This is a genomic window from Halobacillus sp. ABD4_316 (assembly GCF_056161385.1).
On record NZ_JBSWZA010000002.1, the window covers coordinates 809,109 to 824,421 of the forward strand.

The window sequence follows — 15,313 nt, forward strand, 5'->3', positions numbered from 1 at the left end:
TAATTATGAACGCTGATCAAGTTCCTTTCTATTTGTCTGATCCATCTTTATTTACCAAATATTTTAAAAATTATACTTGCTTTTCTGTATGCGCTTCCATTAGAATGGATAACAACGAAAGGTACCTATGTATTTTAAAAGGTAGTTATCTTTTAACGGGGAGGAACAATATGTTAAAGACTATTCAGAAGTGTAATGAAGGTATGGAAATCCACCATATTGATGAGGAGTCCTTCCACTTGTTTGGAAGAGTGCATGAAAATTTTCCAAAAGGTCCTTTACTAGAAAAAATGAAAGATGTCTCTATTCCAGCGGAAGGAAATGTCTACGAACCTGCTAATCTAAGGTTGGAAACAGCAGGGGTTAAAGAAAAAATTGAGAACTTTTATTATGGTGGGATGCCTGTCCAGATTGGTTTTTGTGTAGGTAAGAACTCACATTTAGGAGGGTTGGAATTCCACAAGGGAAGCGAATTCAACATAGCTGTCACTGATATGGTTCTCTTAATAGGTCATTTTAATGATATAAAAGATCATACGTTTTCAACAGAGCATTTAAGGGCGTTTTATGTGCCGGAGGGTTATGTAGTCGAATTGTTTCAAACCACCTTACACTTAGCTCCTTGTAAAGTATCTGAAGAAGGGTTTAAAACGATTGTTATTCTTCCAGAAGGCACAAACACCCCTCTAAATCAGTCAGCTGTCGAGCAGGATCTCCTTCTATTTAAGAAAAATAAGTGGCTGCTATCCCATAAGGATCATCAGCGTTTTGTATCTGAAGGAGCGCATGTTGGTATAAAAGGTCCTAACGTTTTTGTGAATTATTCAATGGAGCGAGAGGGAGGAAAGCAGCAATGAATCTCTTTTTTACACTGGTTACATGTGTCTTGTTCATGGGTTTGGTGGGCTGGGTGTCTTATCGGAAATCCAAGGGACAGGTGAATGATTCCGACGGATACTTTCTGGCGGGAAGAGGGTTGACAGGCGGATTTATTGCAGGGAGTCTACTGCTGACAAACTTGTCTGCTGAACAATTAATAGGCCTGAATGGCCAGGCCTATCGTACAAACCTTTCAAATATGGCCTGGGAAGTGACCGCTCCCATCGCAGTCATCATTATGGCTTTGGTCTTACTTCCCAAATATCTGGGTGGTGCATTTTCAACGCTTCCTGAATTTTTAAGTACCCGCTTTGATGATGGGGTGAGAAGATACATCGTTGTTCTGTTTATGCTGGGGTATGCGTTCGTGACGATCCCTTCTGTTCTTTATTCAGGTGCACTGGCTGTTTTAAAACTGTTTGATGTTCCTTCCCTGCTGGGGATATCTTTTGAGTCTTCGGTATGGCTGGTCATATGGGTCATTGGTATTATCGGAGCTGTTTATGCTATCTTTGGTGGCTTAAGAGCCGTAGCTGTATCTGACACATTAAACGGAATCGGCCTTTTGCTGATCGGTTTGATGATTCCTGTTATCGGATTGTTTGCCCTTGGAGATGGAAACTTCTTTAGAGGATTTGAAACGATGGCAACAGATAATGCTGATAAGCTGAATGCTATTGGTGGAAAGGAAGACTCTGTACCATTTTCAGCGATTTTTACAGGAATGATTTTCATGAATATGTTTTACTGGGGAACAAACCAGTATGTAATTCAACGGGCTCTTGGAGCTAAAAACCTCGCTGAAGGTCAAAAAGGCGTTCTGTTTTCAGGTTTTTACAAGCTCCTCGTTCCAATCTTAATGATGATTCCAGGTGTTATTGCTTTTCATTTGTATGGCTCCGGATTTAAGACGGTAGATTTAGCTTATCCAACTATGGTTACGAATTTGATGCCGACCATTTTTTCCGGGTTGTTTCTTGCAGTGCTGCTCGGCGCGGTCTTCTCCAGCTTTAACTCCTTGTTGAACTCAGCTGCGACCATGTTCGCTCTGGATGTTTACAAGCCAGGATTTAAACCGGATGCATCGGATGAGCAGTTGATTCGTGTAAGTAAATATTTTGGAACCATTCTGGCTCTGGTGTCCTTTTTTATTTCACCGATGCTGATGAGTGCACCGGATGGTCTTTGGGACATCATCCGTAAGTTTACTGGTTTCTTCAACATTCCAATCATTGCTATTGTCCTTGTAGGGATTGCATCGAAATTTGTCCCCCCTCTGGGAGCAAAAATAGCTGTCATCTTTCATGTAGTGACCTACTATATGCTGGTATGGGGGTTAAATCAGTTGTTCGGTATTGAAATTACCATGAACTTTATCCATATCTCTGCTATTCTTTTCTTCATCGAAGTAGGGATTATGCTGGGTGTGGGATATATACGGCCTCTTTCAGAACCGTATTCTTTCAAACATGCACCAAAAGTGAGCATGGTACCATGGAAGTACGCGATCCCTACAGCTATTATTCTCTTAAGTTTAATTGTATTCGTTTACATTACATTCTCTCCAATAGGATTGGCATACCCGGATGCGGTCGTTTCGTCATGGTTCTGGGCAGCGTCAGGCGGTTTAATTGGATTGACAACTGTAACCTTAGTATTTGCTCTGAAAAAGTGGGACAAGAAATATGATCAAGTTTTAGAAAATCAAACCAAAAAAGCAGCAAATTTATAGGAGGTACCAATTATGCAGACTAAACGAAAGCAAGGATTGGACATTCACACTAATGGGAGAACCTTTGAGGTAACATTGGACGGTACAACGATTTTCAAGCATTCCCCTGCTTCTCCATGTTTATATGTCGGAAGCGGGGAAGAGGCTATTGAGATGTATCGAGGGAATTATCATATTGAAGATTATGTTGTGGAAAGGTTTGGGTTGAAGACCTACGAAATAAGTCGAAAAAAAGATGATGGTTTTCAAATTGACTTTAAACGAACGCCTGCAGACACAGAAGTGTTAACAGTGGATTTCCTTTACGAAGATCAAAATTTAACACTGACGTTTTCAGGTGATCGTGAGGCGTACAGCCGTTTTTGGATTCGTATTGCTGCTGATTCTGATGAGAAAATCTATGGATGTGGGGAGCAGATGTCCCATTTGAACCTGCGTGGAAAAAACTTCCCGTTATGGACTTCAGAACCTGGCGTAGGAAGAAATAAAAAGACGTATACGACATTTCTTGCGGATGTTCATGACAAAGCAGGCGGCGATTATTACCATACGAATTTTCCGCAGCCAACGTATCTTTCCTCTAAGAAATACTTCTGCCATGTCGATACGACAGCTTACGCAGATTTTGATTTCCGTAAAGATCAATATCATGAGCTGCAGATGTGGGAAGTTCCTGAACACATCATGTTTGAAACAGGAGCGGATTTTAAAGAGTTGGTTTCTCGTTTAACGAAGCATCTTGGAAGGCAGCCGGAGCTTCCTGAATGGACGTATGATGGAATATGGCTGGGGATGCAGGGAGGAACGGATGCTGTTCAGAAAAAAATAGATGAAGCCCGGGAAAAAGGATTGAAGGTGGGCGCTGTATGGGCGCAGGACTGGCAGGGGAAACGATTCACTTCCTTTGGACGTCGGTTGAACTGGAACTGGCAGTGGGATGCGAATGAATATCCTGGTCTGGATCAAAAGCTTAAAGAATGGAAAGAGCAGGGCATTCGTTTTCTGGGCTACATCAACCCATATTTAATTCTTGATGGACCGCTGTATCAAGAAGCTGCTGCGAAAAACTACTTTGTGCTGAATCAAAAAGATGACATTTACCTAGTCGATTTTGGAGAGTTTGACTGTGGAATTGTAGACTTGACCAACCCGGACGCTTTCGAATGGTATAAACGTGTCATTCAAATCTATATGATTGATTTCGGGTTAGATGGATGGATGGCGGACTTTGGAGAATACCTTCCCACAGATGCCAAACTCTACAACGGTGAGCCTGCCATGCTGATGCATAATGCCTGGCCTGCGTTATGGGCCAGAGTTAATTTTGAAGCTGTCGATGAGGCTGGTAAAACAGATGAAATTGTCTACTTTATGCGTGCGGGCTATACAGGAAGTCAAAAATACTGCCGTCTACTGTGGGCCGGTGATCAAAGTGTTAACTGGGATCTTGATGATGGAATTGCTTCTGTGATTCCTGCAGCTCTCTCAGCGGGGTTAACGGGGAACGGTCTTCATCATAGTGACATAGGCGGGTACACAAGTTTACACGGGAATAAACGCTCGAAAGAGTTACTATTGCGATGGCTTGAACTTGCTGCTTTCACCCCGGTCATGAGAAGTCATGAAGGTAACCGTCCAACAGACAGCCACCAGTATGATCGTGATGAAGAAACGATGGATGCTTTCGTACGTATGACAGATATTCATACCGCATTAGCTCCCTACCTTAAAGAAATTGTGAAGGAAAATGCAGAAAAAGGGATTCCTGTCCAACGTCCTTTATTTATGGAGTTTGAATCTGATGAAAATACTTATGATATCCAATACCAATACATGTTGGGGAGCGACATCCTTGTGGCTCCAGTTTATGAGGAATCTGTAAGTCAGTGGCGTGTGTATCTCCCGGATGAGGCGTGGGTTCATTTATGGACGGGAGAGGAATTTACAGGAGGGAATGTTGAAGTGGAGGCGCCGCTGGGACAGCCGCCTGTATTTTATAGAAACGGATCGGAATATGCTGATCTCTATAAGAAAATAAGGGCAGAGTATACAATCGAAAAATAAAGGTAATAACCTTTGTATAAAGGTAGGTACGTATGTTATGATGTTTTCAAACAGAGATAAAGGTGGGACGGATCAATGACTATGAAAGTGTTATACCTTCCAATTGGAAGAAAGACGTTTGATCTAGAAGCAGGAGAAATTCAAAGGGGAAAAAGTTCAGAAATGTTGAATGGTCTTGGGATTGAAGTAATTGAACCGGAGGGTATTCTTACTTCACCGGATGATTTGAATGATTTTTTGAAAGCGATTCCTGAAGAAGAGATTGGAGTATCAATCTATCAAAGTGTCACATTCGCTGATGGAGAATTTGTAGAAACGTTGATCAAGCAGGTTCAGGCGCCGGTAATGGTATGGTCGATCCGCGAACCAAGCATCAATGGCCGGCTTCGATTGAATTCTTTAACAGGTGGTAACAGTACCAGTCACGTCCTGAAATGTGCGGGACATCCGTACTCCTTTCTTTTTGGTAATCCCGAAGAAGCACAAATCTGTGCGCGTTTAACCAAATACTTAAAAGTGCAGCAGATGATTCAGGATTTAAGAGATTTCAAGATTGGTGTCATTGGAGAACATCCTCCAGGTTTCTTTTTCTCTGGAACAGACGAAGACATGCTTCATAAACAATTAGGAGTGGAAGTGAAGCAGGTTGATTTAATGAAAGCCTTTGAAGAATCTAAGAAACTAACAGAAGGAGAATGGGAGCATGCTGTCGACCGGGCGCAGCAGCAAGTCATTGGTTTAAATAGAAATGACGAAACAGTCCAAAGGTTTGCTCAGTTCACAACGTATGTAGAATCAATCGTTGATAAGGAGCAGCTATCAGGATTAGCTATTCGCTGCTGGCCTGAATTCTTTAATGAACTGGGAGCGGCTGCATGTTCCACTCTTTCACAGTTCACAGAAGATGGGATTGTCTCTTCCTGCGAATCCGATATACATGGATCGGTTTCGATGTTCATCCTTCAGCAATTGAGCGGCGGAAAATCTCCGTACCTGGGCGACATGGTTCATGTGAATGAAGCTAGTCATTCGGTGGTTTTCTGGCATTGTGGGGCAGGAGCCTATTCGCTTGCCCACCCGGATCAAGGAGCGAGACCCGGGGTTCATCCGAATCGCAAACTTGGATTTACAATGGAGTTCGGTTTGAAGCCGGGTCAAGTGACTATGTTCCGTGTCAGCTACACCCCGGAAGGTTATCGACTGCTAATTATGCGTGGTAAAGCATTGGATACCCCTAAGCGTTTCAACGGTACATCGGTGGAAGTCGAATTAGAGACAGATATCAACAGTACCCTTTACAGTTTAATGGAAGAAGGGTTTGAGCCTCATTATGCTCTTGTTTATGAAGATGTCGTAGAAGAGCTTGAGGAACTGGGGCGTCAACTGGGTCTTGAAACGATCGTATATACAAAAGAATAAGGAGGACACCAGATGAAACACGTCGCAGTAGGACAGGCAGGTGGCCCTACAGCTGTTATTAATGCCACTCTGGCTGGTTTTGTGGACAGTATAAAAGAGCGATGTCGATTAACCTTCATTGAAGGAGGATACCAGGGACTGGTGGAAGAAAAATTCCTGGATGGAGACGAAGAAATGGTGGAATGGATTAAAGAAAATCGCTATGTTCCAGGAGCCTGCCTGCAATCAGGGCGGTACCCATTTGAAAAGAAAGAAATTTGTGAAGCTGTTCGGTCTCTTAAGAAGAACCATATCGATACGCTCGTGTTTATTGGAGGAAATGGCACAATGGAAGCCCTTTTCAAAGTGAAAAAAGAAGCGGAGCGGCAGGGCTGGCCGCTTCAAGTCATTGGGCTTCCCAAAACAGTGGACAATGACCTGGGTGGGACGGATCATGCACCGGGATTTGCCAGTGCAGCGAAGTACATTGCTAAAACGACCAAAGATTTAAGCAGGGATTTGTACTCTATGAAAAATTTCGAGCAGGTACGAGTGCTTGAAACGATGGGACGGAATGCGGGCTGGCTGGCTGCTGCGGCCGGGGCTTGGAAGGAATATGAAGAAGAGGGGCCTCATTTTACTGCTCTTCCAGAACAACCATTGAATCGTCATCAGCTGCTGAAGACCGTTCAACGGTCACTGGACGACTTTGGATATGCTCTTATCGTTGTCAGTGAAGGTGTTCAATGGGAAGAAGGCAGCCAGATTGAACTCAATCATGTAGATGGTAGGGCAGTTCTTGGTGGCATTTCCAAGCAGATCAGTGAGTTTATTGGTAAGGAATTGAATGTGAATACCAGAGCTGAACTGCTGGGCATGAATCAACGGGCCGATACTTCTGCGTTATCCACCATAGATTCAAATGAAGCTTATCGGATTGGAAAAGAAGGTGGGGATTGGGTACTTCAGGATTTTGATGAAGTAATGGCTGCTGTTGGGCGCAGATCAGATGTTTGTTATACAATAGAGATTATACCTGTGAAACTTGAAACAGTCATAGCTGAGGGTGAACGATTGCTGCCGGCAGCGTTCATTAAAGACAGGAATGCCTATTATGAATGGCTGGCCCCTCTGATGGGAGGTGACCGCCCTACTTACCCTCCGCTTTCAAAAAGGAGAGTCCATTATAGTGAATACTAAAATTAACCCGAACAAAGATCTGGCCCTATATTTACAATTGAAAGAATTATTTATTGACCGAATTCAGAATGGTCAGTGGGAAGCCGATAAACTCATCCCTACCGAACAAGAACTTATGAAAGAATTTGATGTCAGCCGCACAACCATTCGCCAGGCCGTATCCATCCTGGTCCAGGAAGGATTGGTGGAAAAGAAACAAGGACGCGGTACTATAGTCAAACCTCGGAAATTGAGTGGGAATCTCAGTCAGTTGAAAGGTTTTGCAGAAGAGGTGCTGGAACGGGGGCAAACGCCTCGCAGTAAGCTGATCCGCGCAGAATTCAAATCTAATCTGCATCACGAAACATCCATGTTGGAGATTAAAGATGATGAACCTATCCTGCTTATCGAACGAATACGGCTGGCCGATGAGATTCCTGTAGCACTGGAACGTACATGCTGGCCAAAGGAAATTGGTGAAATTCTTATCAAGCACAACCTTGATGAAGCGCGGTACTATGAAATTCTTGAAAACTATAATATTTATTTAAATAGAGCTAGTGAAAAAATAGCAGCGATTAATGCAACCATTGATGAAGCGGATGCCCTCGGAATAAGGGGTGGAGAAGCTTTACTTGAAATGACACGATTAAGTTTTGGTGTGAACGAACGGCCTATCGAGTATACGAAAACGAAATACCGCAATGATCAATATCATTACAGCCTTGAGCTGAAAAGATAAAAGGAGTGGTCTTCTGTGCCATTTGTAGATGGAAAAACTTTATTGACCCATGCCTATGAGAACCAATACGGAATCGGTGCCTTCAGTGCTCATAACGCGGAAACAATTCTAGCCATATTAGATGCAGCTGAAGAAAAGCAGTCCCCGGTGATGATTCAAATTGGACAGAAAGTGATCCAAACATTAGGACTAAAACCTATGAAAGAAATGGTAGATGCGTTTGCCAGGAATGTTTCTGTGCCGGTCTGCATCCACCTCGATCACAGCCGGCAGTATGAACAGACAATGGAAGCTGTTCAAGCAGGATTTCAATCTGTCATGTTTGATGGATCCGGGTTAACATTCCAGGAAAATACGAGGATCACGAAGCAGGTCGTTGAAACATCACGGGCGCTGGGTATAGGCAGCGAAGGGGAAATTGGGAAAATTGGCGGAACTGAGGATGACATTACGGTAGATGAAAAGGATGCGTTGATCACAACGACAGAAGAAGCTCTGAATTTTGTAAATGAAACGGATGTTGATTATTTAGCGGTATCGATTGGGACAGCTCATGGGATTTATAAACAAACGCCGAATCTACGGTTTGAACGGTTGAAAGAAATATCCCAGGCCGTCAAACGTCCGATTGTTCTTCACGGAGGTTCAGATGTACCTGATGAACAAGTCCAGAGAGCCATTACGATGGGGATCGCTAAAATAAATGTGGACACTGAGCTGCGTCAAGCCTTTACTAGGGGCGTGAAAAGGTACTTGCAAGATCATCCTGAGGATATTGTACTGGCTGATTCGCTTGGTGCTGGTCGTGAGCATATGAAAGAAAAAGTGAAAGAAAAGATCGATGTATTCGGTAGTGCGGGTAAAGCCAATGAATTTTCCATAAAAGAAAAGGTCGTAACGTTATAACATATAAGGAGGTTGTTGTGATGAATAGCATCGCTACAAGTTATTCGTTCGGATTATTTATTGATGGAGAGTGGCGTGGGACAGAACAAACATTGAATGTATGGAACAAATACAACCAAGCAAAGGTAGGGGAAACGGCAGTCAGTACAGAAGCTGATGTGAACAAGGCTGTCGCTGCAGCGAAACAGGCTCAAGGTGTTCCTTTCTCTCTATACGACCGCTATGAAGTGTTGTTAAAGGTTGCTCAGTTACTGAGAGAGCATACAGAGGAATTTGCAGAAATCATAGCTAAAGAAGTAGGGAAGCCAATCAATGAAGCAAGAGGAGAAGTCGGCCGTTCAGCCCTGACTTTAGAAAATTCTGCCGAAGAAGCAAAGCGGATTCATGGCGAGGAAATTCCAGTTGAAGCTGCTCCGGGATCAGAGAATCGCAAAGCCTTTACAAGAAGATATCCTGTCGGTGTTGTGGCAGCCATTACGCCCTTTAATGTTCCTTTAAACCTTGTCTGCCATAAAGTTGGCCCTGCTATTGCAGCTGGGAACAGTGTCGTTTTGAAACCCGCAGAAGAAACGCCATTATCTGCATTATTACTTACTAAACTCTTTGAGGAAGCCGGGCTGCCAAAAGGAAGACTAAATGTTCTCACTGGTGAAGGACGTGAAGTGGGGCCATTGCTTACCGCTAATCAGGACGTAAACCTGTTTACGTTTACAGGCAGTCCACAGGTGGGGGAACAGATCCGCAGGGAAGCCGGACTTAGAGATACGGCTCTTGAGCTTGGCAATAACTCGGCTACTATCGTGCATAACGATGCCGATGTCAATCAAGCGGCTCAACTTGTGGCACAGAAAAGTTTTAACAATGCCGGTCAGGTGTGTATCTCTGTTCAACGTGTCTATGTGCATAGGGATGTCTATGAGGTGTTTATGGAGAAAGTGAAAGAAGCAACTTCCCGGATCAAATTAGGAGACCCGTTGGATTCCGCCACCCAAATGGGGCCGATGATTGCAGAAGAAGAAGCCATTCGTGTTGAAAACTGGGTGAAAGAAGCGGTTGCAGAAGGAGCTGTTGTTGAAACCGGCGGAAAGCGTGAGGGCGTTTTTTATCACCCAACTGTTCTCTCTCATGTTCATGCTGATATGAAGGTTTGCAGACAGGAGGTATTTGGTCCTGTTGTGGCGGTTCAGCCTTATACAAACGAAGATGAAGTCATCTCTCTTGTTAATGATTCTGAATATGGTCTTCAAGCAGGCCTGTTCACAAATAATTTAGCTTTTGCGATGTATGCAGCTGATCGTATTCATGTAGGCGGACTGATCATCAATGACACGTCAGGGTACCGGGTTGATCATATGCCCTATGGCGGAGTCAAAAAAAGCGGGACTGGAAAAGAAGGTCCACGCTACGCTATTGAAGAAATGACAGAAGAAAAAATCGTCGTATTTAACTTGTAAAAGGAAAGGGAGTCATGGTGACTCCCTTTCTTAATTTTAATTATAGGAGAAAGATGATGGAATTTATTACAATTCTGCTGCCCATTTTCCTCGTTTTCGGCATTGGTTTTGCAGCTCAGAAGATTCTGCAGTTTGATACGTCAGCCTTCTCCAAATTAGCGCTTTATATCCTAGTCCCTTTTCTCGTGTTCCAGACTTTTTATGAAGAAACCATTACATTCTCCTATGTTTATATTTCCATTTATATGCTCGGGCTTTGTGTAACGATCATTGCTATTGTAACCATTTTATCAAAAGTCAGAGGATACTCGGAAAAAGAAAGATGTGGGTTGGTGCTATCCTGTGCATTTACGAACAATGGAAACTATGGAACGCCGTTGGTTTTATTTTTATTCGGAACTACAGGGATGGATACAGCTATTGTCCTCATGGTTCTGCAACAGCTGCTTATGAGTACTTTAGGAGTTTATTATGCAGCTAAAGGGGGAGAGGGTGGAAGTGGTGTAAAAGCCGCACTCCGTTCCGTCCGCCGTATGCCAATGGTTTATGGGGCGTTGATCGGATATCTCTTTCAAGCCTTTGACCTCAGCATCGGTGGACTGGAGGGTGGTGTGGATTTAATTGCAGGTGCGGCCATCCCTTTAATCATGCTGACTTTGGGAATGCAGCTGGCCAATATAAAAGTAACAGGCTTGGAATATCGAAAAGTATCAACAGCTTTAATTATCAAGCTTATCGCAGCTCCAGCTATTGCAGCTGTCCTCGTATGGGGAATGCCTGTTGATCCTTTAATGAAACAGATCATGATCATTATGGCTGCTACTCCAACTGCTGCCAATACAACGATGTACGCCATTCAATTCCAGACCGAGCCACAAACGGTTACAAGTTCAACTCTTTTCACAACCCTTGTCAGCATCCTTACAATTCCTATAGTTATATATTTGGTCACATAACACCTCTATAGAAAGATCGGTGTAGATGGAGTCGTTTGTTTATGATATTTACATGTTGACAGAAAATTGTAAAAGATATAACCTTAGAAATAGAAAGCAGACCTCAAAAAAGGTAACCCCTTTTCCAATCGGTCTGCCATGAACGTTGTAGCGATATCAAACTGTTAAAACTGCTCCGTCTCCATGACCCGGAGATCATCCGCAGTTCAAAGCCAGTTTTCCTCCTATGGGGAAGACTGGCTTTTTTCGTATCCAGGCCTGGATGGAAGATCAATTCTATCAAAAAAAGGAGAATGTTTATGTGTGCTGTAGACGTTAGAAAAGAACAATTACCGGTGTTTTCAGGGAATGGATATAAGATTCAACCTCATGAAAAGCATGAACGTTTGTATACGATTGAACTGGATACAAAAGCGGTTCACAAGTTCTTGGAAGACGTGAAGGATATCAGTGATGAGCAGCTGGAGTATATTCCTTACCAGCGGCTGTTGACGGCTCAAGCGTTAGTGAACGTGTTGGACGAAGATTTCCAAAAGCATGTGACGTCTATTCTGAATGATAGACGATCCGGCGGTTTTACCACAGGTGTCCAGGGAACGACGATGGATGCTCAGGATTATGTGAAATTTTCTACTGCGTTTTCTCACCTGGCAGGTATTCCGAATTTTGATGCGATGTCGAAAAAATATTACGCCCGTTTCTCTGTCCAGCATACGGATGACAGTGATTCCTACCTCCGACAGGCTTACCGGAGATTCACCCTTCATACGGACGGGACGTATGTCGATGAGCCGACGGACTGGCTGCTGATGATGAAGATGGAAGAGGAGAATGCCACCGGTGGAAATTCACGCCTTCTTCATTTGGATGAGTGGGAGGACCTGGATTACTACAGAAGTCATGCGCTGGCGGATTATCCGTTTACGTACAAGGCACCTGCAAGTAAAAATGTAAGTGAGGACGTGCAGAGGGAGACCTTTTATACGTGGAACAACGAGCCGTGCATCTGCTTTATTGACCAATTTGTCTATCCAGAAACGATCACACAGGCCCAGTATTTAAAGGATCTATCCCATTCAATGGAGAACTCGGAAAACTTAGTGGAGCTTGAACTTCCGACAGGAGATCTGGTGATGCTGAACAACCGCTTCTGGCTGCATGGACGCGGAGCTTTTGAGAAGAATACCGATCTCCACAGAGAGCTGCTCCGTCAGCGGGGACGATTTTTCAAGTAAAAGGCAGGGGGCTTCTATATGTATGATTATGTGATTATCGGGGCTGGTATTGTCGGTCTCTCGACAGCGTACGCATTACAAAACAAAGAACCGCATGCTTCTATCGCGATTGTTGAAAAAGAGGCGGAAATTGCGGCTCATCAAACTGGCCGGAACAGCGGTGTGATCCATTCGGGTGTCTATTATAAACCCGGCAGTCTCAAAGCTAGAATGGCCGTTCAAGGCAGAAATTCCATGGTGAGGTTCTGCGAGGAGCATGAGATTCCCCACGATGTCTGTGGGAAAGTGCTTGTGGCCACAGAGCCCGAGGAACTGCCGCGGATGGAAGCTCTATATGAAAGGGTGGGGCAGAATGGGCTGCATGTGACAAGACTCTCGCAGGAGGAGCTTCATGATATAGAGCCTCATGTGAATGGGCTGTCTGGATTGAAGGTGCCGACGACAGGCATTGTCGATTATAAAGAGGTCAGCAGGAAGCTTATGGAACAATTGAAAAAAGGAGGAGCTGATGTTTTTCTCGGTTCTCCTGTCCAGGATATTGTAGAAAAAAAGGATGCGGTTATCATCGAGACACCCGGACGTACCATTCATTCCCGGTATATGGTCAACTGTGCGGGGTTATTCAGTGATCGGATGACAGCGATGAGCGGCATTCATACGGATGTGAAGATTGTTCCGTTCCGCGGGGAATATTTCGAATTGGTGCCGGAAAAACGCCACCTCGTTAAAGGCTTAATCTATCCGATTCCCAACCCGGATTTCCCTTTCCTAGGGGTTCATTTAACGAAAATGATGGATGGAGGCGTTCATGCCGGACCGAATGCGGTGCTGAGTCTCAAACGGGAAGGTTATCGCAAAGTGGATATGGACTGGAAGGACATGAAAGAGGTTTTAACGTTCCCTGGTTTTTGGAAGCTTGCAGGAGCCAATATGAAGGAGGGGATGAAAGAGATGGTCCGATCCTTCCATAAGGAAAGCTTTGTGAAGAGCCTGCAGCGTCTCGTTCCCGAAATCAATGCGGATGATATTGTACCGACGGATGCCGGTGTACGCGCACAGGCGATGTTGAAAAATGGAAAGCTCGTGGACGATTTTTATATTATTCCAGGGAAACGGACGGTTCACGTATGCAACGCCCCTTCCCCGGCAGCCACTGCTTCATTGGAAATCGGGAAGGAAATTGCTGAAAACCTGCCCGGTCTGGGACGGGAACATGTGTCGATCAGCTGATTAAAGAATCATCGTGTAAGGTGGTTATCCATTTCTTGAAAGGATTACCCTGTGGACGCATCTCTAAGGAAAGCGGAGGTCGTGCACGCTCCAATAAAAAAACCCCGTACAATGATTGAATCATTGTACGGGGTTTTACATAGTAAACCATTATTGATGGAGAAGGTACTGCTTATGTGCGTCTTTAAGGGAGGCTTCGAGAGCGTTCCCTGCTTTACCCAGATATCCTGTTTTTAATTCAGCTGCAGGCTCTTCCACACCGTCCTGTAAACTGTAGCCTTTCAGTAACGCTTTGACGAAACTTCGTCCGTGTTCTGTAGCAAGTGTACAGGAAGCATCGACGATGACGCCATACTTTCTGTCCACTTCAAGCGTCAGTGTTAAAGATTCCGAGATATGATTGGCGGCCATCCCTGCTGGGAGTTTGGCGTGGCCGGCTACGAAAATTGTTTTCATTGGTATGCCTCCTTCACTGGTCGGTGATTTGATCAAGTTCCTGCATCAATTCTCTGCCCACGAATGTTTCTGTTTCTATGTAGACGGGTTCGAGCGCCTGCCGCCATACGTCCTGCTGCTCCTGGTTTAAATAATGGATGCTGATCGAGTCCGTGCGCTTTAATTCTCTGAGGTGGGCATCGTTCGTTTCAATAGAATGACGGCGGATCCAATCCGTAGCCTCCTCCATGGACGTATCAATGCTTTCTCGTTGTTCCTCGGAGAGGTTCTTCCAGAAGGTTTCATTTGTAAGGACGATATAGCCGAGATAGCCATGGCTGCTGATGGTTAAGTGATCCTGTGTCTCGTAGAGCTTTTTCGTATAAATGTTGGACGTGGTATTTTCCTGACCATTGATAAATTCCACATCCAGGTTTTCGTAGGTTTTATTAAAGGGCAGCAGGCTGGTACTGGCGTCCAGGGCTTGAAACTGCCTTTCGATCACCGGACTCGGCATTCTGCGGAAATGCATCCGTTTAAAGTCGCTCGGGTGTAGGAGAGGCTCGCTGGTACTCGTCATCTGTTTGAAGCCGTTATACCAGAATCCCATCCCTCTCATTTCTGATTTGTTCAATTCACCAAGCAGCGTCCGCCCGATTGTACCTTCATAAGCTTTTCTAACTTCTTCATAGGAAGAGAAAGCATAAGGAAGGTCCAGAATTTGAAAAACGGGATACTCTGAAGTGAGTTTAGATGTAGCGGGAGCAATCATCTGTACCCGGTTTTCTTTAAGAGCCTGCTGTTCATCCTGATCGTTATACAACGCCCCATTGGCATAGATTTCTACTGACACGGTGCCATTTGTCCGTGCTTCCACGAGCTCCGCAAACTTACGCGCGGCCAAACCCTTAGGGGTGTGTTCAGACGCGACATGGCTGAATTTGATGACGACCTGATCTTCCAGGCCTTCCTGTTCATCATCATATTCCAGCGTTTGTACAGTATCTCTGAGGTCAAAACCGAAAACGAAAGCCGCCAGCACTCCGCTGAAAATAAAGAGTGAAATGAGTGCGAACGTTCTCAATGACAGCACTCCTCTGAAA

At 44.4% G+C, this 15,313-nt stretch carries 13 protein-coding genes; 11 read left to right on the forward strand and 2 right to left on the reverse strand.

The window, feature by feature from the left end; genetic code table 11:
* Positions 1-170: 170 nt before the first annotated feature.
* From ACXAJH_RS10935 to lhgO, 11 genes are all read left to right on the forward strand, one after another.
* Positions 171-857, forward strand: coding sequence for a DUF4867 family protein (locus ACXAJH_RS10935; RefSeq protein ID WP_474969520.1), 687 nt, complete (start codon positions 171-173; stop codon positions 855-857).
* Positions 854-2,611: a solute:sodium symporter family transporter gene (locus tag ACXAJH_RS10940; protein WP_474989850.1), complete on the forward strand. Its 1,758-nt coding sequence runs from the start codon at positions 854-856 to the stop codon at positions 2,609-2,611. The genes ACXAJH_RS10935 and ACXAJH_RS10940 overlap by 4 nt, the downstream gene beginning before the upstream one ends.
* Before the next feature lie 12 nt (positions 2,612-2,623).
* The gene (locus ACXAJH_RS10945; protein ID WP_474993944.1) at positions 2,624-4,675 is read left to right on the forward strand and encodes an alpha-glucosidase; all 2,052 of its coding nucleotides are present in this window, start codon (positions 2,624-2,626) and stop codon (positions 4,673-4,675) included.
* 75 nt (positions 4,676-4,750) lie between these two features.
* Positions 4,751-6,094: a sulfoquinovose isomerase gene (sftI, locus tag ACXAJH_RS10950; protein ID WP_474993946.1), complete on the forward strand. Its 1,344-nt coding sequence runs from the start codon at positions 4,751-4,753 to the stop codon at positions 6,092-6,094.
* A gap of 12 nt (positions 6,095-6,106) precedes the next feature.
* The gene (locus ACXAJH_RS10955) at positions 6,107-7,273 is read left to right on the forward strand and encodes a diphosphate--fructose-6-phosphate 1-phosphotransferase (protein WP_474969515.1); all 1,167 of its coding nucleotides are present in this window, start codon (positions 6,107-6,109) and stop codon (positions 7,271-7,273) included.
* Positions 7,263-7,994, forward strand: coding sequence for a GntR family transcriptional regulator (locus tag ACXAJH_RS10960; protein WP_474969514.1), 732 nt, complete (start codon positions 7,263-7,265; stop codon positions 7,992-7,994). The genes ACXAJH_RS10955 and ACXAJH_RS10960 overlap by 11 nt, the downstream gene beginning before the upstream one ends.
* Before the next feature lie 15 nt (positions 7,995-8,009).
* On the forward strand, positions 8,010-8,900 hold the full coding sequence (locus ACXAJH_RS10965) for a class II fructose-bisphosphate aldolase (RefSeq protein WP_474989846.1): 891 nt from the start codon (positions 8,010-8,012) through the stop codon (positions 8,898-8,900).
* A 20-nt stretch (positions 8,901-8,920) separates the two neighbouring features.
* The gene (locus ACXAJH_RS10970; protein ID WP_474993948.1) at positions 8,921-10,354 is read left to right on the forward strand and encodes an aldehyde dehydrogenase family protein; all 1,434 of its coding nucleotides are present in this window, start codon (positions 8,921-8,923) and stop codon (positions 10,352-10,354) included.
* Between the two features lie 56 nt (positions 10,355-10,410).
* Positions 10,411-11,310, forward strand: a complete 900-nt coding sequence (locus ACXAJH_RS10975) for an AEC family transporter (RefSeq protein ID WP_474969511.1) — start codon at positions 10,411-10,413, stop codon at positions 11,308-11,310.
* Positions 11,311-11,609: 299 nt separating this feature from the next.
* A complete protein-coding gene (glaH, locus tag ACXAJH_RS10980; RefSeq protein WP_474993950.1) occupies positions 11,610-12,545 on the forward strand; it encodes a glutarate dioxygenase GlaH in 936 nt (311 codons plus the stop codon).
* Between the two features lie 18 nt (positions 12,546-12,563).
* A complete protein-coding gene (gene lhgO, locus ACXAJH_RS10985; protein WP_474993952.1) occupies positions 12,564-13,775 on the forward strand; it encodes an L-2-hydroxyglutarate oxidase in 1,212 nt (403 codons plus the stop codon).
* A 150-nt stretch (positions 13,776-13,925) separates the two neighbouring features.
* On the opposite strand, the gene ACXAJH_RS10990 is transcribed toward lhgO, so the two are convergent.
* Positions 13,926-14,231, reverse strand: a complete 306-nt coding sequence (locus ACXAJH_RS10990; protein WP_027954985.1) for a DUF3870 domain-containing protein — start codon at positions 14,229-14,231, stop codon at positions 13,926-13,928.
* A 13-nt stretch (positions 14,232-14,244) separates the two neighbouring features.
* Positions 14,245-15,303 (reverse strand): DctP family TRAP transporter solute-binding subunit, encoded by a 1,059-nt coding sequence (locus tag ACXAJH_RS10995; RefSeq protein ID WP_474993953.1) that lies wholly within the window; start codon positions 15,301-15,303, stop codon positions 14,245-14,247.
* Positions 15,304-15,313 lie beyond the last annotated feature (10 nt).